At 70.9% G+C, this 21869-nt stretch carries 20 protein-coding genes; 11 read left to right on the forward strand and 9 right to left on the reverse strand.

The window, feature by feature from the left end:
* Positions 1-221 precede the first annotated feature (221 nt).
* From ITJ57_RS13255 to ITJ57_RS13275, 5 genes are read left to right on the forward strand one after another with little or no spacing between them, the layout of a single operon-like run.
* Positions 222-1730, forward strand: coding sequence for an ABC transporter substrate-binding protein (locus ITJ57_RS13255; RefSeq protein WP_194670587.1), 1509 nt, complete (start codon positions 222-224; stop codon positions 1728-1730).
* Positions 1727-2686: an ABC transporter permease gene (locus ITJ57_RS13260; RefSeq protein WP_194670588.1), complete on the forward strand. Its 960-nt coding sequence runs from the start codon at positions 1727-1729 to the stop codon at positions 2684-2686. The genes ITJ57_RS13255 and ITJ57_RS13260 overlap by 4 nt, the downstream gene beginning before the upstream one ends.
* On the forward strand, positions 2683-3594 hold the full coding sequence (locus ITJ57_RS13265; protein ID WP_194670589.1) for an ABC transporter permease: 912 nt from the start codon (positions 2683-2685) through the stop codon (positions 3592-3594). Before ITJ57_RS13260 ends, ITJ57_RS13265 begins: the two co-directional genes overlap by 4 nt.
* Entirely contained in the window at positions 3591-4379 is a 789-nt protein-coding gene (locus ITJ57_RS13270) for an ABC transporter ATP-binding protein (protein ID WP_194670590.1), read from the forward strand. Before ITJ57_RS13265 ends, ITJ57_RS13270 begins: the two co-directional genes overlap by 4 nt.
* Positions 4372-5157 (forward strand): ABC transporter ATP-binding protein, encoded by a 786-nt coding sequence (locus tag ITJ57_RS13275; protein WP_194670591.1) that lies wholly within the window; start codon positions 4372-4374, stop codon positions 5155-5157. Before ITJ57_RS13270 ends, ITJ57_RS13275 begins: the two co-directional genes overlap by 8 nt.
* Positions 5158-5249: 92 nt before the next feature.
* Here ITJ57_RS13275 and ITJ57_RS13280 read toward each other — a convergent pair whose 3' ends face one another.
* The 7 genes from ITJ57_RS13280 to ITJ57_RS13310 all read right to left on the reverse strand — a co-directional run bounded on the left by ITJ57_RS13280 (position 5250) and on the right by ITJ57_RS13310 (position 12023).
* Entirely contained in the window at positions 5250-6203 is a 954-nt protein-coding gene (locus tag ITJ57_RS13280; protein ID WP_370582394.1) for an oxygenase MpaB family protein, read from the reverse strand.
* A gap of 81 nt (positions 6204-6284) precedes the next feature.
* Positions 6285-7649: an NtaA/DmoA family FMN-dependent monooxygenase gene (locus ITJ57_RS13285; RefSeq protein ID WP_194670592.1), complete on the reverse strand. Its 1365-nt coding sequence runs from the start codon at positions 7647-7649 to the stop codon at positions 6285-6287.
* A 175-nt stretch (positions 7650-7824) separates the two neighbouring features.
* Entirely contained in the window at positions 7825-9255 is a 1431-nt protein-coding gene (locus tag ITJ57_RS13290) for an amidase (RefSeq protein ID WP_194670593.1), read from the reverse strand.
* Positions 9256-9383: 128 nt separating this feature from the next.
* Complete coding sequence (locus tag ITJ57_RS13295; RefSeq protein WP_056012546.1) at positions 9384-9965, reverse strand: GNAT family N-acetyltransferase; 582 nt, start codon at positions 9963-9965, stop codon at positions 9384-9386.
* A 65-nt stretch (positions 9966-10030) separates the two neighbouring features.
* The gene (locus tag ITJ57_RS13300; protein WP_194670594.1) at positions 10031-10750 is read right to left on the reverse strand and encodes a uracil-DNA glycosylase; all 720 of its coding nucleotides are present in this window, start codon (positions 10748-10750) and stop codon (positions 10031-10033) included.
* A 3-nt stretch (positions 10751-10753) separates the two neighbouring features.
* Positions 10754-11485: a Type 1 glutamine amidotransferase-like domain-containing protein gene (locus ITJ57_RS13305; RefSeq protein ID WP_056781747.1), complete on the reverse strand. Its 732-nt coding sequence runs from the start codon at positions 11483-11485 to the stop codon at positions 10754-10756.
* Positions 11486-11525: 40 nt separating this feature from the next.
* Entirely contained in the window at positions 11526-12023 is a 498-nt protein-coding gene (locus tag ITJ57_RS13310) for a phosphoribosyltransferase (RefSeq protein ID WP_194670595.1), read from the reverse strand.
* Between the two features lie 46 nt (positions 12024-12069).
* Here ITJ57_RS13310 and ITJ57_RS13315 point away from each other — a divergent pair, with 46 nt between their 5' ends.
* Positions 12070-13605: an MFS transporter gene (locus ITJ57_RS13315; protein ID WP_194670596.1), complete on the forward strand. Its 1536-nt coding sequence runs from the start codon at positions 12070-12072 to the stop codon at positions 13603-13605.
* Positions 13606-13676: 71 nt separating this feature from the next.
* Here the strand turns inward: ITJ57_RS13315 and ITJ57_RS13320 are convergent, their stop codons facing one another.
* A complete protein-coding gene (locus ITJ57_RS13320) occupies positions 13677-14480 on the reverse strand; it encodes an SDR family oxidoreductase (RefSeq protein ID WP_194670597.1) in 804 nt (267 codons plus the stop codon).
* Positions 14481-14682: 202 nt separating this feature from the next.
* Between ITJ57_RS13320 and ITJ57_RS13325 the strand changes: the two genes are divergently transcribed.
* From ITJ57_RS13325 to ITJ57_RS13345, 5 genes are all read left to right on the forward strand, one after another.
* Positions 14683-16008 carry a bifunctional o-acetylhomoserine/o-acetylserine sulfhydrylase gene (locus ITJ57_RS13325; RefSeq protein ID WP_194670598.1) on the forward strand — a complete coding sequence of 442 codons (1326 nt, stop codon included), beginning with the start codon at positions 14683-14685 and terminating at the stop codon, positions 16006-16008.
* 99 nt (positions 16009-16107) lie between these two features.
* Complete coding sequence (locus ITJ57_RS13330; protein ID WP_194670599.1) at positions 16108-17313, forward strand: homoserine O-acetyltransferase; 1206 nt, start codon at positions 16108-16110, stop codon at positions 17311-17313.
* 80 nt (positions 17314-17393) lie between these two features.
* Positions 17394-18560 (forward strand): sensor histidine kinase, encoded by a 1167-nt coding sequence (locus tag ITJ57_RS13335; protein WP_194670600.1) that lies wholly within the window; start codon positions 17394-17396, stop codon positions 18558-18560.
* Positions 18557-19789: a hypothetical protein gene (locus ITJ57_RS13340; RefSeq protein WP_194670601.1), complete on the forward strand. Its 1233-nt coding sequence runs from the start codon at positions 18557-18559 to the stop codon at positions 19787-19789. Before ITJ57_RS13335 ends, ITJ57_RS13340 begins: the two co-directional genes overlap by 4 nt.
* Positions 19786-20436 carry a response regulator transcription factor gene (locus ITJ57_RS13345; RefSeq protein WP_056012577.1) on the forward strand — a complete coding sequence of 217 codons (651 nt, stop codon included), beginning with the start codon at positions 19786-19788 and terminating at the stop codon, positions 20434-20436. The genes ITJ57_RS13340 and ITJ57_RS13345 overlap by 4 nt, the downstream gene beginning before the upstream one ends.
* A gap of 61 nt (positions 20437-20497) precedes the next feature.
* Here ITJ57_RS13345 and ITJ57_RS13350 read toward each other — a convergent pair whose 3' ends face one another.
* Positions 20498-21799, reverse strand: coding sequence for an MFS transporter (locus ITJ57_RS13350; protein WP_194670602.1), 1302 nt, complete (start codon positions 21797-21799; stop codon positions 20498-20500).
* Positions 21800-21869 lie beyond the last annotated feature (70 nt).

Consider the following 21869-nt stretch of genomic DNA (forward strand, 5'->3'; position numbering starts at 1 on the left):
CCGAGCCGGCGGAGCACATCACGATCCGATCACTCTGTGACGCCCGCCGACCACCCGGCTGGCACCCCCTCACCGACCCGGGTACGCTCGCTGGAGCCCCAGCGAAGCGGCTTTTCCGGACGCGGTCCACTATCCGTCCGGCCGACGCGGGAATCCCCGCTGCCCGGAACCGGTTGTGCGTCTCAGATGCCTGCCACCCTGCATCCCCCGAAAGGACCACCATGCGTCATCGTCAGCTGCGTCGTCAGCTCCTCACCGCCGCGATCGCGGTCACCGGCGCCGCGCTCGTCCTCACCGGTTGCGCCGGCCCCGCCGCCACACCGACGCCCGACGCCGACGCGAGCCTGCGGGTCGGGCTCGTCCTCGAGCCCTCGGACCTCAACATCCGCACCACCTCGGGCGCCGCGCTCGACCAGATCCTCGTCGACAACGTCTACCAGGGGCTCGTCTCGCGCACCGAGGACAACCAGATCGTCGACACGCTCGCGAAGAGCCACGAGATCAGCCCCGACGGCCTCACGTACACCTTCGTCCTGCGCGACGGCGTGACCTTCCACGACGGCGCGACGATGACCGCCGCCGACGTGGTGAATTCGATCACCCAGGTGCAGCAGGACCCGTCCTTCGTCGACAACGTGGCGCTGCAGAAGCTCGCCACGGTCACCGCCGTCGACGACACGACGGTGCAGCTGCAGCTCACCTCCCCCGACTCCAACCTGCTCTGGACCCTGACCGGTCGTGCGGGACTCGTCCTCCAGTCCGGTGCCGACAACGACCTGTCGACCACCGCGAACGGCACCGGCCCGTTCACGCTGAAGACCTGGAAGCAGGGCGACAGCATCACCTTCGAGCGGTACGACGGCTACTGGGGCGATGCCCCGAAGGTCAAAGAGGTCGTCTTCAGCTACATCCCCGACGCCGCCTCCGCCGTGAACGCGACCCTCGCCGGCGAGCTCGACGTGCAGACCGCGCTCGACGCGAACCTCAAGGACCAGATCACGCGTGCCGACGGGTTCACGGTCACCGAGGGCAAGACGACCGACAAGTACACCCTCGCCTTCAACAACCAGCGCGCACCGCTCAACGACCCCCTGGTCCGCCAGGCCCTCCGCACGGCCATCGACCACGCGGCCATCGTCGAAGCCGTCGGCGGCGCCGCCGTCGAACAGTACGGGCCGATCCCGGAACTCGACCCCGGGTACGAGAACCTCAAGGAGCTGGTGGACTACGACCCCGAGCAGGCGAAAGCGCTCCTCGCCCAGGCCGGCCAGGAGAACCTGTCGCTGACGCTCACCATCCCGAGCTTCTACGGCACCTCCGTCGCCAACGTCCTCGTCTCCGAGTTCAAGGCCATCGGCGTCACCCTCACGGTGAACAGCGTCGAGTTCCCCACCTGGCTGAACGACGTCTACACGAACAAGGACTACGACCTCAGCTACGTGAACCACGTCGAGGCACGCGACTTCCAGAACTGGGCGAACCCGAACTACTACTTCGGCTACGACAACGCGCAGGTCCAGTCGCTCTATGCTGAATCCGTAGCGGCGACCGATCCGGCCGTCGCAGCCCAGAAGCTCAAGGAGGCGGCGTACCTCGTGTCCAAGGACAACGCCGCCGACTGGCTCTACACCGCGATCACCCTCACGGTGGTGCGCGACGGCGTGACCGGCTTCCCCGTGGACTCGGTCAACTCGCGCATCAACCTGGCGAAGGTCGCCGTGACCGGGTGACCCGGTTCCTCCTGACGAGGCTCGTGCTCCTCCTCGTCGGGCTCCTCGCCGCCAGCGCCCTGATCTTCTTCACCATCAGGGTGCTCCCGGGCGACGTCGCCCAGGTCATCGCCGGGACCGATGCGACCCCCGAGGCGGTCGCCGCGATCCGCGACCGGTTGGGACTCGGGCAGCCCGTGCTCCTCCAATACCTGGACTGGATCGGCGGTCTGCTCCGCGGCGACCTCGGGAACTCCCTCGTCACGGGCACCCCCGTCGCGAGTGAGCTCGCCGAGAAGGCGCAGGTCACGGTGCCGCTCGGCCTCATGGCCCTCGTCATCGCCCTCGCGTTCAGTGTGCCGCTCGGCGTGCTGGCGGCGGTGCGACGCACGCGCGCGACCGGCACGATCATCTCCTTCGCGTCGCAAGGACTCGCCGCCGTCCCGGTCGTCTGGGCCGGCATGATGCTCGTGCTCCTGTTCGCCGTCGTCCTCGGTTGGTTGCCCGCGCAGGGCTTCCCCCGCGCCGGCTGGAACGACCCGCTGGCGGCCATCCGTTCCCTCCTCCTCCCGGCCCTCACGATCGGCGTCGTCGAGGGCGCCGTCCTGCTGCGCTTCGTGCGCTCCGCCGCGCTCGACGCCATCGGCCAGGACTACGTCCGGACCGCGGCCGCCAAGGGGCTGACGCGCTCGCAGGCGCTCGTCCGCCACGGGCTGCCGAACGTCGCCCTCTCGGTCGTCACCGTGCTCGGGCTCCAGATCGCCGGTCTCATCGTCGGGAGCGTCATCATCGAACAGCTCTTCACCCTGCCGGGGATCGGCCGCATGCTCGTCGCGGACGTCGGCAACCGCGACCTCGTGAAGGTCCAGGGTGAGCTCCTCGTGCTCACGGGCGTGGTCCTCGTGATCGGGGCCGTCGTGGACGTCGTCCATCGGCTGGCCGACCCGCGGCTCCGGGAACGGGAGCGTGCCGCATGACCGCGCATCAAGCCGAGCGGTCGCGTCGCTCCGGTGCGAGCGGGCTCCGCGCCCTCCTGGGCAGCCCCGCCGGGGTGTTCGGTCTCGCGGTCGTCGCCCTGCTCCTCGTGAGCGCCGGCGTCTCCTTCCTCTGGACGCCGCACGACCCCCAGCTCACCGACCCGTTCTCGAAGTGGCTGTCCCCCTCGCCCAGCCATCTCCTCGGAACGGACGAGGTCGGGCGGGACATCTTCAGCCTGCTCCTCGTCGGTGCCCGCGTCACCGTGGCCGTGGCGATCGGTTCCGCCGTGGTGTCGACCGTCGTCGGGGTCGCGCTCGCCGCCCTCGGCTCGTTGACACGGCGGTGGGTGCGGGAGACCGTGGCCGTCCTCATCGACATCCTCATCGCGTTCCCGACGCTGCTCATCGCGATGATGATCGCCTCCGTGTTCGGCGGCTCACTGTGGGTCGTCGTCTGGGCCGTCGGCATCAGCTTCGGGGTGAACATCGCCCGGGTCACCCGCCCCGAGATCCGCCGCGTCTCGAACAGCGAGTACGTGCTCGCGGGGAAGGCCGCGGGACTCGGGCCGTTCCGGAACCTCACCCGACACCTCCTCCCGAACGTCGCGCCGGTGTTCATCGTGCAGTTGTCGTGGTCGATGGCGGTCGCGGTCCTGGCCGAAGCAGGCCTCTCCTACCTCGGGTACGGTGCGCCCTCCAGCGTCCCGTCCTGGGGGCGCATGCTCAGCGAGCTGCAGACCTACCTCGCCGTGCACCCGCTGTCCGTGCTGTGGCCGGGGCTCGCCATCACGATCACCGTCCTCGGCCTCAACCTCCTGGGGGACGCCCTGCGCGATGCGACCGACCCGACCCTCGGCCGGCGCGGGCCCGCCTCGACGCCCACCTCACCGCAGGGGGTGACCGCATGAGTCTCGACGTCGAAGACCTCGTCATCACGCTCGGTGGCCGCCGCGTCGTCGACGGGGTCGGGTTCAGCGTCCCGGACGGTGCCCGGTTCGGCATCATCGGCGAGTCCGGCTCGGGGAAGTCGTTGACCGCGCTCGCGATCCTCGGCCTCCTCCCCGACGGCGCGACGGTGAGCGGCAGCATCCGGTGGCAGGGCGAGGAGCTCGTCGGCCGCGACGACCGCGAGCTCGCGAGGATCCGCGGCCGGGAGATCGGCATCGTGTTCCAAGAGCCGCGGACGGCGCTGAATCCGATCCGGACGATCGGCCGGCAGATCGGCGAACCGCTCCGCATCCACGAGGGGATGTCGAAGCGGGACGCCCTCGCCCGAGCCGTCGACCTTGCCGCCCGGGTGCGGCTGCCGGAGCCCGAGCGCATCGTCCGCCGATACCCGCACCAGCTCTCCGGCGGGCAGCGGCAGCGGGTCGCAGCGGCCATCGCCCTCGCCTGCGGTCCGTCGTTGCTCATCGCGGACGAACCGACCACAGCGCTCGACGTCACGATCCAGTCGGAGATCCTCGGCCTCTTCGAGCGCCTCGTGAGCGAGACGGGGGCGTCGCTCGTCTTCATCACCCACGACCTCGCCGTCCTCTCCCGGATCGCGAGCGATGCCGTGGTGCTCGCGCAGGGGAAGGTCGTCGAGGCAGGACCCGTCGCGCGCCTGCTGTCGGCCCCGGAGTCACCCGTGACGCAGCGACTCCTGGCGGCCGCGAAGACGATGAGCTGGAAGGGCGAGGACGATGACTGAGCCGCTCCTGCGCGCCCAGGGTGTCAGCCGGGTGTACACGAACCCGCGGGAATCCCTCTTCCAGCGCCCGAGCCGCACGGTCGCGCTCCACCCGAGCAACCTCGTCGTCGCCCCCGGGGAGGCGGTCGGGATCATCGGTGAGTCCGGGTCGGGGAAGTCCACGCTCGTGCGACTCCTCCTCGCGCTCGACACCCCGAGCTCGGGCTCGGTCGAGTTCGACGGCCGCCCGGTGAGCACCGCGGCGAGTGCCCGCAGCCTGCACTGGTTCCGCCGGCAGACCGGTGTCGTGTTCCAGGACCCCTACGCGTCGCTCGATCCGCGGATGCGGGTGGGCCGGATCGTCGCCGAACCCCTCGAGGCGCTCGGGATCGACGGTGACCACCGTTCCCGGGTCGGCGAGGTGCTGCGCCTGGTCGGGCTCGAGGCGGACGCCGCCGACCGCTTCCCCCACGAGTTCTCGGGTGGTCAACGCCAACGCATCGCCCTCTCGCGCGCGATCGTGCACCGCCCGCGGCTGCTCGTCGGCGACGAACCGCTGAGCGCGCTCGACGTCACCGTCCGCGCGCAGATCCTCGACCTGCTCGGCGGGCTCCGCCAGGAGCTCGGCCTGGCGATCGTGCTCGTCTCGCACGACATCGGGGTGGTGCAGCATCTCTGCGACCGGGTCGTCGTCATGCGCGACGGCGCGATCGTCGAGGAGGGTCCCGTGTCGCGGGTCCTCAGTCGGCCCTCGCACCCGTACACGACCCAGCTCCTCGCCTCGGTCCCCCGCCTCTGACGCCGTCCCGGTCCTGAGCCGCCGCCCCGGTCGCTGAGCCACCGCCCCGGAGCCTGAGCCACCGCCCCGGTCCCTGAGCCTGTCGAAGGGCGTCAGACGGCCGGGTTCGCCAGTCGACGGTGCCGCCGCAGGGCCGCACGCTGGCTGGGCGACTCGCCGTGGAGCACGAGGCCGACGACCCAGAGGACGACCCTCGTCGCGGTCACGACCGGCAGCGGGATCGGGCCGAGGTGCGCTGTCCGGAGCCCGAGGATGCGGCGGTACTCGGGCGGGAGCGTCGCGACAGCGCCGGCGAAGAGGATCGAGTACGCGGGCAGCAGTGAGCGGTCGAGCGGTGGCCGACGGAGGAACGCCAGGGTCTCGTCCACCCGCGGGCCGCCGGTGAGTTCGCCCCGGTTGAGATACCCGCGCAACTGTCGGGCCAGCTCCGCCTCCGACCGCGGCGGGTCGACGACACCCATCAGCTCGCCCGCGAGTGCCCAGTCGGCGACGTAGGCGTCCGCGCCGCCCGGGATCGGGCCGCCCCAGGTCTGCCGCACGCTCAGGAAGGCGTCGGTGAACGCCAGGTGGACCCACCGCAGGAGGTCTGGATCGTTGGCCGCGTACGGTCGCGTCACCCCGTGGGCGTCCAGGTACTCGCCGACGACCCGCTCATGCAGGTGGAGGACGTAGTCGCTCGTCCGCCGAGCCGTGTCGCGGTCGCCGTAGGTGACCGTGAAGATCCAGCGGATGGTCCCGTCGAGCCGCCCGAGCGGATCGTCCCGATAGCGGGACCAGTCGTGCACCCCGGCGAGGGCCCCCGGGTGGGCCGCCTGCAGGAGCAGCGCCCGGAGGCCGGCGACCATGGTCTCGACGCCGCCGTGGACGACCCAGGCGGCGGATTCGGGCGTGAAGTACCCGGTGTCGGTGCCGTCCTCGAGGTCGAGCGTCCACTGCGGTGGGCGATCCTGCTCCACCGCGAAGACGGCGAGGATTCGCGAGCGGAGCCCGGCGAGGAGCCGGGTGCGTATCCGCGAGACCGGTCGTCGCCCCGTGCCGGTGTCCACCACCCGATCGTCCTCCACTCGCTGTCACGACGAGCCTACGTCGGGGTGCCGCCGCCCCCACCCGTAGGAGGCAGCGGGAGCTCATCCGACGGCCTCGGAGCGGCTCGAGTCGCGCTCGAGGTTCCGTCCGCCGCGGTACCGGGCCGCCGGGTGGTCGGACGGGAGCCGGGCGGCTCCCCCGGTCAGTCGCTCGCGGAGCGTCTCCCCCGGTCGATAGCCCTCGCGCAGCCGTCCCCTCCGACGGAGCTCCGGCACGACGAGGTCGACGAAATCGGTGAGCGTGTCGAGGCTGTGGTACTGGCGCAGGTTGATGCCGTCGATCCCGACCTCGTCGAGCCACCGCTCGATCTCGTCCGCGACGACCTCCGGAGTGCCGACGGCGAAGAAGTCCCGCTCGAGGTCGCTGCCGACGCGCGCGATGAACTCACCGACGGTGCCGGCCGTCACCTGCGGGGGCAGGGCGTCGGCCGGGACCCCCTCCGCGGCGAGCGCCTCGGCGACCGTCCGGTCCTCCGGGTGCGCCAGCGGATCGAACGGCAGGCCGGCGTGCACGAACCGGCCGACGAGGCTCGCGTGTTCCCGGTACTGCGCCGCCTTCGCCTCGGCCTCCTCCTGTGTGGCCGCGACGATCACGGCGGCCTGGACGACGATCTTCAGGGCGGTACCGTCACGGCCGTTGTCGGCTGCCGCCGCACGGAACCGCTCAAGGAGCGGCCCCGCACCGCCCGGTCCGCGCACACCCGTGAACACCGCTTCGGCATGCCGTCCGGCGAAGGCGATCCCGGCCGGCGAGGCGGTCGCGGTGTACAGCAGCGGTGTCCGTTGCGCGCTCGGCTCGGACAGGTGCGGCCCGGCGACCTGGAAGTAACGCCCGACGTGGTCGATGTACCGGACCTTGTCGGGATCGGAGTAGACGCCGGCCTCGCGGTCGCGGACGACGGCGTCGTCGTCCCACGAGCCCTCCCACAGCTTGTAGAGGACGTCCAGGTACTCCTCGGCGATCGCGAACCGCTCGTCGTGCGGGATCTCCTCGGCCAGGCCGAAGTTCCGGGCGGCGTTCGGCAGGTAGGAGGTGACGATGTTCCACGCGACACGACCGTTCGTCAGGTGGTCGAGTGTGCTCATGCGACGGGCGAAGGCGAACGGTGGTTCGTAACTCGTCGAGAAGGTGATCCCGAACCCGAGGTGCTCGGTCACGGCGGCCATCGCCGGCACGATGAGCAGCGGGTCGTTGTTCGGGATCTGCAGCCCCTCGCGCAGGGCGTCCGCCGGGCCACCGCGGAAGACGTCGTACGTCCCGACCACGTCGGCGATGAAGACGGCGTCGAAGCCGCCGGCCTCGGCCGTGCGGGCGAGCTCGGTCCAGTAGCGGATGTCGGTGTACTGCTCGCGCCGGTTGCCCGGCAGCCGCCAGAGGCCGTGGGTGATGTGGCTCACGCAGTTCATCTCGAACAGGTTGAGGATGAGGCGTTTGGGACTGGACTGGACGGTGATGACGGGCTCCTCTGCTGGAGCGGTCCGATCGATCCGTTCCGAACGGGCCGCTTCAGCACCCTAGGTGCGACGGACCGTGTCGGGCAGGGTGACCGCGTCACATCCCGTCATACGTCGCTGGGCCCGTTCACCTCGCGACGGGCGGCACCCGGTCCTGCCAGCGCAGCCGACGCTCCAGCTGCGCACCGAGGGCGAGGAGGGTGGTCTCGCCACCGGGACGGCCGATCAGCTGGACGCCCATCGGCAGCCCATCTGCCGTCTGGTGCACCGGGAGGGTGATGGCCGGGAGGCCGGTCGCGTTCACGAACGAGGTGTGCGGGGCGTAGCGCACCTGCTGCTCGAAGTTCAGCTCGGGCGAGACCGCGTCGTACCAGCCGATCGGTCGCGGTGTCTGCGCGAGCGCGGGGGTGATGATCGCGTCGAACGGGGCGAACTGGGCGAGGACGCTGCGCTCGAACCGGAGGAGGCTGGCGAGCGTCTCCATGAGCCGTGTGGCCGGCAGCGCCCGACCCCGTTCGACGAGTGACCTCGTGATCGGCTCGAGGAGCGCCAGCTCCGCTTCCGAGGACGCCGGGACACCGGCGGCGGAGGCCTGCCAGATCGTCGTGAAGTCGGCCGGGTAGCGTTCGGCGTCGCGGAGGGCGAGCTCGTCGATGCCGTGGCCCATCGCGGTAAACGCCTCGACCGCGACACCGACCGCCGCCCGGGCCTCCGGATCGTAGGACAGCTCGTAGGCGGCGTCCCACGGGGACCCGTCGAGGACCGCCAGTTGGAACCGTCCCTCACCACGGACGGCATGGCCGAGCAGTGGACCGTCGTCGGCGTCGGGCGCACGGAGGGTGAAGTGGTGGTCGATCCGGCCGTGGACGCGTTCGATCATCGCGTCGAGGAGGAGGGCGGCATCGGCGACCGTCCGCGCGATCGGGCCGGGGACCACGAGTCCGGCGAGCCGGTCGACGCCCGACCCGGCCGGGACGAGTCCCCTGGTCGGTTTCAGGCCGACGAGCCCGCAGGCGGCAGCCGGGATCCGGACGGACCCGCCGCCGTCCGAGCCCGGCGCGAACGGGAGCAGTCGAGCGGCGACGGCAGCGGCGGCTCCACCGCTCGAACCGGCGGCCCCGCGGTCGAGGGCCCACGGGTTGCGCGTCGGCTCGGCGCCGATCGGCTCCGTGTAGCCGTAGAGTCCGAACTCCGGCGTCGCAGTCTTGCCGAGACTCACCGCACCGGCGCGATCGAGCACGGAGACCAGCTCGTCGTCACTCGTCGCGACGAACTCAGCGGTGAGCCGGGACCCGAAGCGGACGGGCTGCCCCGCGCGGGACACGAGGTCCTTGTCGCCGATCGGCAGTCCCCAGAGCGGTGCGGTCCGCGACAGCTGCTCGACGGCCTCCACCCGCCCGGCAAGCGATCCGGCGGCGACCGAGGTGAACGCCCCGATCGCGTCGTCGAGCCGCTCGATCCGATCGAGGTAGTGCCGTGCCAACTCCGTCGGTGACACCTCGTCGCGCTGCAACGCCTGCCACTGCTCGAGCGCCGTCAGCTCGTGGAGTTCCGCCATGGGATCAGCCTAAGTGCGGTGGCCACCACAGCCCGTCCGGTCCCCGAGCTTGTCCTCCGGTCCCTGAGCTTGTCGAAGGGACCTTCGACAGGCTCAGGGACCGGAACGCGAGGGTCGCCCGCGAGCGGTCAGCGCTTGAGCGACTTCTGCAGCAGGACCGTGCCGATCCACCGGTCGAACTTGAATCCGACCCGGCCCATGCGCCCCACCTCGGTGAAGCCGAACTTCTCGTGCAGCTTGATCGACGCCTCGGCGCCCTTGTCGGCGATCACCGCGAGCATCTCCTTGAGGCCCGCGGCCTTTGCGCGCTCGATGAGTTCGCCGAGGAGGTCGGTGCCGAGTCCCTTCCCCGTCGCCGCCGCTCCGAGGTAGATGGAACTCTCCACCGTGAACCGGTACGCGCGCTTCTGTTTCCACGGCGCGCAGAGCGCGTACCCGAGGATCTGTCCGGTCGGGTTGACCGCGACGATGAACGGCAGCTGGAGCCGCTGGAGGTAGGCGAACTTGGACCGCCACTCCGCGAGCGTCATCGCGTCCTCGTCGAACGTCACCATGCTGTTGGCGACGTAGTGGTTGTAGATCGCACGGATGTCGGGCAGGTCGGCCGCGGTCGCGTCCCGCATGGTGAAGGCGAACGGCGTCTCCGGCGTCGGCGGCTTCCGCAGGTGCGGTGGCAGTCGGCGCTTCGGCTCGTACTCCTCTTCCAGCATCCCCCCAGCCTAGCCAGGGGGCGCGACGACGGACAGGCCTTGCGGCCCGCACCGGAGAGCGGCGCTCAGACGAGTGACCAGTCGATGGGGTCCGCCCCGCGCGAGGCGAGGAAGTCGTTCGTGCGGCTGAACGGTCTCGATCCGAAGAACCCGCGCGAGGCGGAGAGCGGACTCGGGTGGGCGGAGACGATCACGTGGCGGTCCGGGTCGTCCGGGGAGGCCAGGAGTGGCGCCAAGCGTTCGGCGTCCTTCCCCCAGAGGATGGACACGAGCGGCCCAGGACGCTCGGCGAGCGCGCGGATGGCCTGCTCGGTGACCGCCTCCCAGCCGCGTCGGCGGTGGGAACCGGCGGCACCGGCCTCGACCGTGAGCACGCGGTTGAGGAGCATGACACCCTGTCCGGTCCACGCACTGAGGTCGCCGTGCTCCGGGGTCGGGACGCCAAGGTCGTCGCGGAGTTCGCGGTGGATGTTCACGAGACTGCGCGGCAACGGGCGGACGGCCGGGTCGGCGGCGAAGGACAGCCCGATCGGGTGACCGGGCGTCGGGTACGGGTCCTGGCCGACGATGAGGACGCGGACCGCGTCGAACGGGGTCCGGAAGGCCCGCAGCACGAGCTCCGGCGCTGGGAGCCAGTGGGTGCCTGCTGCCGTCTCCGAGGCGAGCCAGGCGTCGATCCCGGCCAGTCGCTCGGTGACCGGTTCGAGCGCTGCCGCCCAGCCGTCATCGATCGAACCCGCCTCAGCGAGCTGCGCCGGGCTCCCGCCCAGGACACCGTCCGTCATCGGCTACTGCTGCTGCTCGGCGCCGATCGTGCGCACGACCACGCCGTGCTCGGCGGTGAAGACCTGCCACACACTGCCGCCGCCCAGCACGGTCAACGCACCCTGCCCGACCACGAGGGCCGTGTTCTCGTCGATCGCGACGCCGCCGTCGACGACCCCGGCCTCGGTCGCGGCCACGAGGCGCCCGAGGGTGCCCCACTGCGCGGCGTGCGCCTCGACCGCGATGTCCACGAGCCCCAGACCGTCGCCGATGGTGACCTCGTCGAGTTCCTCGGACGCGGCCTCCGGGCTCACCGGGACCTCGCCGACCCGCCAGCCACCGATGATCGCGTGCTCCGCGGCGATCATCGCACCGGCCGAGATGCCGAGGTAGGGCAGGCCTGCGGCGACCAGACGACGGATGTCGGTCGCGACGGGAGCCACGGCCTCCGCGTAGGCGGACGGCAAGCCGCCGCCGACGATGACACCGTCGACCTCGGCGAGCTGCGCCTGCGCGACCACGCCGCCCTCGCGGACCACGACCCGCACGGCCTCGATCTCACCAGCGCGGGCGACGGCGCGCTCCAGCGCGGCGGACTGCTCGAGCCCGTCGCCGTCGTGGACGACGACGATCGCGATCCGCGGCGCGAGCCGGCCAGCGACGACCGCGAGGGCGGCCGCCTCGGCGATGAACGCTGCGTAGACGGTCGACTCGGTCTCTGGGGCGGCCGGACCGCCGAGGAGGAAAACACTCACCCTGTGACCCTACCCGGCACCCGGGCCACGAGGGGTCCGGTCAGGCCGTGATCGTCGGCAGGGTCGACCAGGGGAAGGAGATCCACCGGTCGACGCGCTTCCACACGTAGTCCGGGCGGAGCACCGTCTGCGGCTTCTCGTAGAGGGTGACCGTCCGCACCTCGGCCCCGCTGGCCTGCATGAGTTCCAGCACCATCGCGAGGGTGCGCCCGGAGTCCGAGACGTCGTCCACGAGGAGCACCCGGCTGCCGGGCAGGCCGGCCACGTCGAGCAGCGGCGGCAGGACGACGGGCTCCGGGAGCCGTGCGTCGACGCCCGTGTAGAACTCCACGTTCAACGCACCGCACGCCTTGACGTCGAGGGCGTAGGCGATGGCGCCGGCCAGGAGGAGGCCACCGCGGGCGATGGCGACGACCGAGTCGGGCCGGAACCCGCTCGCGACGATCTGGCTGGACAGCTCACGGGACGCGTCACCGAACGTGGGCCAGTCGAGGACCTCTCGCTCCGTGGACGCTGCGCTGGGGTTCTCGGTCGACATCCTCCAACGCTATCCTGCCGGACCGGGCGCCTGTACCATCCCCCTCATGACGCGAGATCGGCAGGCTCAGGGGGCGGCGGCCGGCGGGTGGCGGACGTCCCTCCGCGGTTCGACGGCGGGCATCACGGCAGGGCTCATCGGCTGGCTGTTCTTCGTCGAGATCACGAGTGGTGTGCTGCAGGGGTACTACGTCCCGCTCATCCCCGACCTCGTCCGGCACCTCGGGGTCGTCGACGCGGACTTCAACTGGTTCGAGGCCGCCCAGCTGCTGCTGTCGGCGCTCGTGGTGCCGATCCTCGCCAAGCTCGGCGACCTGTACGGGCACAAACGGATCCTCCTCCTCTCGACGGTCCTGACGGCCGGCGCGAGCTGGTGGCTCGTCGTCGCCGGCGACTTCTGGTCGTTCCTCGCGGCGTGGGCGCTGCAGGGCTTCTACGTCGTGTGGCTACCGCTCGAGATCGCGCTGATCTTCGAACGCGGCCGGCGTTCCGGCACCGGGGCCTCGCAGACCCGTCGGGCCGCCGGCCTGCTCGTCGTCGCGCTCGAGGCGGGTGCCATCATCGGCGCACTGTCGGGTGGGCGCATCCTCACGGCCCTGGGCGGCGACATCGCGGTCACGCTCATGCTCCCGGCCGTCGCCGTCACCCTCGTCTTCTTCGCCATCCTGTTCGGCGTCCCGGAGTCGGAGCCCCTACCCGGCCGGACGCTGGACCTCGCCGGCTTCGTGCTGCTCAGCCTCGCACTCCTCCTCATCACCTCCGGCCTCACCTTCCTGCGCCTCAACGGTCCGGAGACCTGGTGGGTCTGGGCGCTCATCGGCATCGGTGTGCTGGCGTTCCTCCCCTTCGGCCGACATGAGCTCCGCCAACCGGACCCGGCGATCGACCTCCGCGTCCTCCGGCAGCCCACCATGTGGCCGGTGCAGCTGACCGCCGGTCTGATCGGGATCAGCCTGCTCGGCGCCCAGGCCCCGCTCAGCACCTACGCGGGCACGCCGCGCGAGAACGGCTACGGACTCGGACTCGACGCGGGTGACATCTCCACCCTCATCGGCGCGTACCTGATCTCGATGATCGTCGGCGCGCTCCTGTTCCCGCTCGTGTCGCGCTGGGCTTCGCCTCGGATCGCCCTCATCGTCGCGGCGTCGCTCGTCGCCGTCGGATACCTGCTGTTCCTGCCGTTCCACCTCGAGACCTGGCAGGTCTTCGTCAACATGGCGATCGCCGGGCTCGGGTCCGGCGCCCTCGTGGGAGCCATGCCCGCCGCGGCCGCCGCCGCCGCACCACGCGGCCAGACGGGTGTCGCCGCCGCATTGACGAACACGACGAAGACGATCGGTGGGTCCTTCGCATCGGCCGTCTTCGGCGTCGTCCTCGTGGCCGGTGCCGCCCAGGCGGTGACGGCGGGCGCATCGAGCCTGTCCGGCTACCTCACGGTGTGGACGATCTGCGGCGTCGGTGCGCTGGTCGCCGCGGTCCTGCTCTGCTTCGTGCCGAAGCTCGCCTTCGCCGACGCGGCTCCCGTCGACGCGGCCCTGATGCCGAGCACCGACCCGGCCGCTGAGCGCCCGACCGCTCACTGAGCACCCGAACGGACGCCGAGCGCCGGCCCGGTCCGTGAACGCCGGAACGGTCCCTGAGCCTGTCGAAGGGCCTACTCCGCGACGCGCAACGGCCCCTTCGCCAGGCGGTACGGGGCCGCCTGCGCGACCGGCTTGATCGTGATGTGGTCGAGGTTCACGTGGGGTGGCAGCGAGGTCGCGTGGACGATCGCCTCGGCGACGTCGTCGGCCGACAGCGGGTCGGGCACGTCCTCGTAGACGGCGTCGGCGCGCTCCTGGTCGCCGCCGAACCGGACGAGCGAGAACTCCTCCGTGTGCACCATGCCCGGGGCCACCTCGATCACGCGGATGGGTTCACCGTTGAGCTCCAGGCGGAGCACCTCGAAGAGGGCGCGCTCGGCGAACTTCGCGGCGTTGTACCCGCCACCGCCGACGTAGGCGACGTGTCCGGCGATGGACGTCACGCCGACGATGGTCGCCGCGCCGCCGTCGGGGATGCTCCGGCGGAGGATCGGCAGGAGCGCCTGCACGACCCGCTTCGTCCCGAGCACGTTGATGTCGTACATGCGCGCCCAGTCGTCGACGTCGCCGTCCTCGACGGAGGCCAGGCCGAAGGCGCCGCCCGCGTTGTTGACGAGGGCGTGCGCCCCGCCGAGCCCCTCGACCCGGGCCGCGAGGGCGTCGACGTCGGCCTGGACGGTCAGGTCCGCGACGACGGCCGTGCCGCCGATGTCCGCGACGACGGCCGTGCCGCCGATGTCCGCGACGAGCGTCTCGAGGCGGTCGGCTCGGCGGGCCACCGCGACCACGTCCCAGCCCTCGGCTGCGAAGCGTCTCGCCGTCGCCTCACCGATCCCCGAACTCGCACCGGTCACCACCACACGTCTCGTCGTCATGCTTCCAGGGTAGCCACGCGCCGAGGGCGTTACGTCGTGTTTCCGCGCGGTTGGCCTGTCCAGGCGGGGCCGGTAGCCTCGGGGTCACGACGGACCACCGTCCTGGGACGCCCCGACGACATGGATGTCGGACCGAGCGGCCGACCGGCGGCACCCGACACCCGAGCAGCACCGACCACCCGAGCAGAGGGGACCATCCATCATGAGCGATGCCACGAACGACTGGAAGTTCGAGACGAAGCAGATCCACTCGGGAGCCGCGCCCGATCCCGTCACGAAGGCGCGGGCGACGCCGATCTACCAGACCACGAGCTACGTGTTCGACAACGCCGACCACGCGAAGAACCTCTTCGCGCTCGCAGAGTTCGGCAACATCTACACGCGCATCCAGAACCCGACGCAGGCCGTCGTCGAGGAGCGGCTCACCGCACTCGAAGGAGGATCGGGTGCGCTCCTCCTCGCGTCCGGTCAGGCCGCCGAGGCGTCCGCCGTGCTGAACATCGCGCAGGCGGGCGACCACATCGTGTCGTCCTCATCGATCTACGGCGGTACGTACAACCTCTTCAAGTACACGCTCGCGAAGCTCGGCATCGAGACCACCTTCGTCGAGAACCAGGACGATGCCGAGGAATGGCGGCGCGCCGTGCGTCCGAACACGAAGCTGTTCTTCGCGGAGACCATCGGCAACCCGAAGATCAACATCCTCGACATCCGGCTCGTCGCGGACGTCGCGCACGCGGCCGGTGTGCCACTCATCGTCGACAACACGATCGCGACGCCGTACCTGATCCGCCCCTTCGAGCACGGAGCGGACATCATCGTCCACTCGGCGACGAAGTTCCTCGGCGGCCACGGCACGGTCATCGGCGGGGTCATCGTCGACGGCGGCACGTTCTCCTGGACCGGTCACGCGGAGCGGTTCCCGGGCCTCACCACGCCGGACCCCTCGTACCACGGGGCCGTCTACACGGACGCCGTCGGCGACGCACTCGCCTACATCATCAAGGCCCGCGTGCAGTTGCTGCGCGACCTCGGTGCGGCCATCGCCCCGGCGAGCGCCTGGCAGCTCATCCAGGGCATCGAGACGCTCAGCCTGCGGATCGAGCGCCACGTGCAGAACGCCCAGCACGTCGCCGAGTGGCTCGACGCGCACCCCGACATCGCGAGCGTCAACTACTCGGGGCTGCCGTCGAGCCCCTGGTACGCCACCGCCAACCGATACGCCCCGAAGGGGGTCGGCGCGGTGCTGTCCTTCGAGCTGAAGGGCGGCGTCGACGCGGGTCGCGCGTTCGTGAACTCCCTGAAGTTGTTCTCGCACCTCGCGAACATCGGCGACGTGCGGTCGCTCGTGATCCACCCGGCGTCGACGACGCACTCGCAGTTGTCGCCCGAACAGCAGCTCACGGCCGGGGTCACGCCGGGCCTCGTGCGCCTCTCCGTGGGCCTCGAGAACATCGAGGACATCACGGCGGACCTCCAGGCGGGCCTGACCGCCGCGAAGCAGGTCGTCGAGGCCGCCCGGGTCTGATCCGTCCCGGGGTTGTGCCAGCCCGGTGCGCCGACCTCCACCGACCGGGTGACGTAACACAGCCGGTCAGCGCGCCAGGGCACGCCACAATGGAGACCTATGGACTGGCAGATCCCGGAAGACAGCGTGCCCTCCCGCTTCGTGACCGAAGCCGAGGTCGGCGCCCTGCTCGCGAACCCGCCCTCGAGCGGCGCGTGGCGGGACGGCGACCGCCCGGGCGACCGGTTGTTCGCGCCGCTCGGCCGCCTCGACTTCGAGCACGGCGGCAGCATCCCGCACGCCAGGTTGGCCTACGAGACCTGGGGCACCCTCGACGACGACGGCGGGAACGCGGTCCTCGTGCTCCACGCCCTCACCGGCGACAGTCACGTGCTCGGCTCCGCGGGCAACGGGCACGCGACGGCCGGTTGGTGGGCCGGCGTGGTCGGGCCCGGGCTCGCCATCGACACCGACCGCTGGTTCGTCGTCGCGCCGAACATGATCGGCGGCTGCCAGGGCAGCACCGGGCCGTCGTCCTTCGCCCCCGACGGCGTCGAGTGGGGCTCACGCTTCCCGTACACCTCGGTGCGCGACCAGGTGGAGGCCCAGCACCGGCTCCTCGGACACCTCGGCCTCGACCGCTGGGCCGCCGTCATCGGCGGGTCGATGGGCGGCATGCACGCCCTCGAGTGGGCGGTCACCCATCCGGACCTCGTCGAGCGTCTCGCCGTGATCGCGGCTCCTCCGGTGACGACGGCCGACCAGATCTCCTTGAACTTCGTGCAACTCGAGGCGGTGCGGACCGACCCGAACTTCCAGGGCGGCGACTACTACGACGCGCGCGACGGCGACGGTCCGCACCGCGGGCTCGCCCTCGCCCGTCGCATGGCGCTGCTCAACTACCGCAGTCCGGGTGAGTTGAACGCGCGGTTCGAGCGCAGCTGGCAGTCGAGCGTCAGCCCGCTCGGCCGGGGCGGACGCTTCGCCGTGGAGTCCTACCTCGACTTCCACGGCAACAAGTTCACGCGCCGCTTCGACGCCGGGAGCTACGTGACGCTCGTCGAGGCGATGAACTCGCACGACGTCGGGCGCGATCGCGGCGGGGTCGGAGCAGCGTTGCGCGGCTACCACGGACCGTCGCTCGTGCTCGGGATCGACAGCGACCGGCTCTTCCCGGTCAGTGGGCAGGAGGAGATCGCGCTGCACCTCTCGGGCAATCTCGACGGCACACGACCGGCGGTCCTCCGGTCCGATTTCGGACACGACGGGTTCCTCATCGAGAACGCGTTGGTCGGCCCGCATCTGCGTCGACTCCTCGACGTCTGACGACCGGCACCTGGCCACCCCACACTCGTTCCGTTGCGCGCGCGTCACCCGATAAGGTGACTCCTCAGAGGAGCGTGAGCATGGAACGCGAGGCGAGGACCAAGCGACGTCTGCTGCGACGCACGACACGCTTGTTCGGGCTCTCGGGATGCGTCACCGCCGCGATGATCCTCAGCGTCCCGGGGGTGGTCTCCGGAGGTCGGTACGCCGCCGTGCTCCTCCTCGTCGCCATGCTGGCGATCGCACACATCGCCGCCGAGCAGTACGACGATCCCCGCTGGCTCGCCCTGGTCTTCGTCGCCGGCGTCGTCGCGGTCGTCTTCGTCGGCCTGTCCAACGGCGGCACCGGCAGCGTCGGACAGGCGGGCGCCATCGCCGCCATCGCCTCCCTCGGGATGGGGGCGATCGCCGCGAGACTCGTGCCGTTCCGCCGCGCCTGGCCGTTGCTGCTCGGGGCGTTCCTGCTGACCGCCGTCGCGATCGTCGTCGTCACCGGGGCGACCAACCTCACGATCCCCACCATCGGTCTCACCGCGGCCGTCTGGGTGACGATCGGAGCGTTCGGCCGGTGGCTCGACTCGAGCGTGCCCCGACTCATCCGGCGCGTCGACAACATCGGCAGCGCGTACAACGCGGAACGGCTCGCGAGCCAGGCCGAGTCGCAACGGCGACAGGATGCACGGCTCCTCCACGACACCGCGCTCGCGACCCTCACGCTCCTCGCGCACTCGGGGCGAGGGGTCGATGCCACCGCCCTCCGGTCGCAAGCACGGAACGACGCGCACCTGCTCCGGAGCCTCCGGCTCGGCGAGGAGCTCAGTCCTGTCTCCTCCGGCACCTACATCCTGCAACGGAGTGCCGACTTCACCCTCGACGAGGGCATCGAAGCCGTGACGGACCGCTTCGCCGGGCTGGGCCTCACCGTCAACGTCTACGGCGGTGGCCAGGCGAAGCTCGACCCCCGCGTGCGCGAAGCCTTCCTGCTCGCGCTCGGCGAATGCCTCGAGAACGTACGGCGTCATTCCGGCGTGGATTCGGCCGACGTCACCGTCTCCATCGATGAGCAGACCGCCAGGCTCCTCATCACCGACACCGGGAGCGGGTTCGATCCGACAGCGGTACCGGACGGTCACCTCGGCGTGGCTGAATCGGTCGTCGCGCGCATCCAGGAGGTCGGCGGCCAGGCACGCGTGTTCTCCGCCCCGGGCGCCGGGACGACCGTGATCCTGGAGGTCCCGCAGGCATGAGCATCGACAGCCTGGCCGCGGCCTCCGGGCCGACCCGCCGCTACCGGCACCGGCGTGCCCTGGACCGCCAACGGTCGTCGCTCGGGACGAGACAGCTGGGCATCGGGCTGTCGGTGTCCGGTCTCATCCTCGTCGCCTACGCGGCGATCCGGTTCGTCGAGTCGTTCTGGCACTACCCGCGTCCGCTCCTCACCGTGGTCGCCTGGCTGCTCCTCGCCGGCGCCGTCGCGTCCACCTTCCTGCTGCTCCGCCGTTCCGCGTTCCACCTGTCCGACCGATTGTTCGTCGCGCTGCTGATCGAGCTGGTGGTGGTCGCCACCCTCGACCTCGCGAGCGTGTGGAGCCGCGACGCCGTCGGGGTGTATCCGACGGCCGCCGCGGCCGTGGGTGGCGTGCTGCTCGCCGTCGTCACGCTCCGCCCCGCACGCGACGTCGCCGCGGCGACCGTCGTGCTCGGGCTCCTGCTCGTCGGGTCTATCCTCACCATCACGCGGACGCAGAGCGCCACCCTCGGGGCGGAGCTGATCTTCGCCGCGATCGCCGTCGTGCCGCCACTCATCGCCTGCGCGATCGTCTCCCAGTACCGCCGGATCGTCCGCCTCGAACTCGACCGGGTCATGGTCGCCTCGACCGTCGCGAGCGTCCGCGACGCCCTCGGGTTCTTCGACTCCGAGGAGCTCGTCGCGCTCGACCTCGAGGCCGAGGAGTTGTTCGACGGGGTCGCCGACGGCTCCGTCGACCTCCCGCTCAGTCCCGAGCTCGCCGCCCGCGCGTCGCGCCTCGCCACGGAGCTCCGCCGCCACCTCATGTCGGAGGGCAAGGAGACCTGGCTCGAGCACGCGTTCCAAGAGTCGTCCGTGCTGTCCGAGCGCGCGACCCTGCGCGATCCCGAGCGGCTGGCGACCTATCTCGCAACGGATCAGCGGGATGGACTGCTCTCTGCAGTATGGTTGCTCCTCGGGGAAGCAGACGCGCAGACTGCCACAGCTGTGCTGACGCTCGGGCCGGTCGACCGCTCCGAACGACAGGGCCGTCCGGGAGCACTCACGGTCCCGATCGTCCTCGAAGCGAGCGGGGTGCAGCGCGCCAAAGTGGATCCCGCGGTTTGGGAAGCACTCGGACGAGTGGGCTCCTCTTCGGACACGTACCAGAAATCCCGCATCAGGATCGACATCGACAGCACCGTCGACAATCCCGCTGCGGGCCAGCGGAAAGGGGAACGTCAATGACGTCACAGGAGTCACGGATCAGGGTCGGCATCGTCGATGACCACCGGATGCTGCTCGGCGCGCTCACCGAATGGATCAGGAGCGTCGCCGACGACATCGAACTCGTCGTCGTCACCCCCTCGTGGCCGGAACTCCTGACGCACCCGGCTTTCCCCGTCGACGTCCTCCTGCTCGACGTCGACCTCAAGGACAACGTCCCGGTGGCCGTGAAACTCGCGACGCTGAAGACCACCGGCGTCACCACCGTGCTCATGAGCACGTACAGCGACCCGGCCGTGGTGCGCGAGGCCCTGGCGGCCGGCGCGCTCGGCTACCTCGCGAAGAGCGAGGACGCGGAGACCATCGTGCACGCGCTCCGCGCGGCATCCCGTGGCGAGTCGTACATCTCCCCGGAGCTCGACCTCGCGCTCGCGAGCGGCGCGTCCGGGACGGGACCCCGCCTCAGCGCGCAGGAGCGTCGGGTCATGGCCCTGTACGCCGCCGGTGAGCCGGTGAAGATGGTCGCCGAGAGCCTCGGGATCTCCGACGAGACGGCGAAGAGCTACCTCAAGCGCATCCGAGAGAAGTACCGCAACGCGGGCATCGACGTCGGCACGAAGGTCGCCCTGCGGAAGCGCGCGATCCTCGACGGCATCATCGTCGACTAGCCGCACTGATCACAGCTCAGGCGCCCCTTCCCCGATGGCGGGAGGGGCGCCTGTTCCGTCTTCAGACGGGGATCGGAGCCGTCGGCGGGTTGCGGTCCGCGACGCGTCGGTCTTCGGCCTTGTTCGCCCTGGCGAGCTCGCGCGCGAGTTGACGTCGCTCCACCCGGAAGCTCGTGATCACGATCGCCAAGCCGACGCCCGTCAGCACGACACCCGTCCACACCGGTGCGAGGTAGCCGAGACCGCCCGCGATGACGACCCCGCCGAGGAAAGCACCGAGCGCGTTGCCGATGTTGAGGGCTGAGTGGTTGAGCGCGGCGGCGAGCGACTGACTGTCGCCGGCGACGTCCATGAGTCTCGTCTGGATGGCCGGCCCGAGCCCCTGCGAGGCGAACCCGACGGCGAAGACGAAGAGGAACATGGTCGGCGTCCATGACGCGGTGAGCGCGAGCGCGGTCAGCACGACGATCATGAGGCTGAAGAACACGATGAGCGCCCGCTTCACGCCGCGATCGGCGAGGTGTCCGCCGACGAGGTTGCCGATCGTCATGCCGACACCCATGGTCGCCAGGGCCCACGGCACGAGGGATGCGGACTCGCCTGCCACCTCCGTCACGAGCGGGGCGAGGTAGCTGTAGACGGCGAAGAGCCCGCCGAACCCGATGGATCCGAAGCCGAGCACGAACCACACCTGGCTCCGCCGGAACACCCGGAGCTCCCGCCGCATCGTCTGCTGCGGGTTCCCCGCCTGGACGGGCACGGCGAACCAGATCGTGACCGTCGCGAGCGCGAAGATCCCGGTGACGATGAGGTAGGCGGACCGCCAGCCGAACTCCTGGCCGACCCAGGTGGCGAACGGCACGCCGATCACGTTGGCGATCGTCAGGCCGGTCATGACGAGCGCGACGCCCTTGCCGCGCTTGCCCGGTCCCATGAGACTCGCGGCCACGAGCGCCGCCATCCCGAAGTAGGCGCCGTGCGGGAGCGCCGCGACGAAGCGGGCCAGCAGGACGAGGCCGAAGCTCGGCAGCAGCGCGGACGCGAGGGTGCCGACGGTGAACGCGACGCCGAGCCAGAGGAGCACGGTCTTGCGGCGGTAGCGGGCGACGAGCGCGGCGATCGTCGGGGCTCCGACGACCACGCCGAGCGCATAGGCGGTGATCAGCCAGGCGGCCTGGGCGTTCGCCTGTTCCTGGCTGCGCGCCGCGAGCTCAGGGAGGAGGTCGGTGGCGATGTTCGGCAGCAGCCCCATCGCGACGAACTCGGTGGTGCCGATGCCGAAGGCACCCACGGCGAGCGCGAGGATGGCAAGACGAATACGGGTCGGCGACAGCTGCGTCGACCCGTCCAGGATGGTGGGCATGGATCGAGTGTACGCGAATCCTCGAATCGATTCGAGTCCCGATCCCGAACGACCGCGTGATGCGTCCGGA

It is taken from the genome of Plantibacter sp. VKM Ac-2880, assembly GCF_015351235.1.
Lineage (GTDB): Bacteria > Actinomycetota > Actinomycetes > Actinomycetales > Microbacteriaceae > Plantibacter.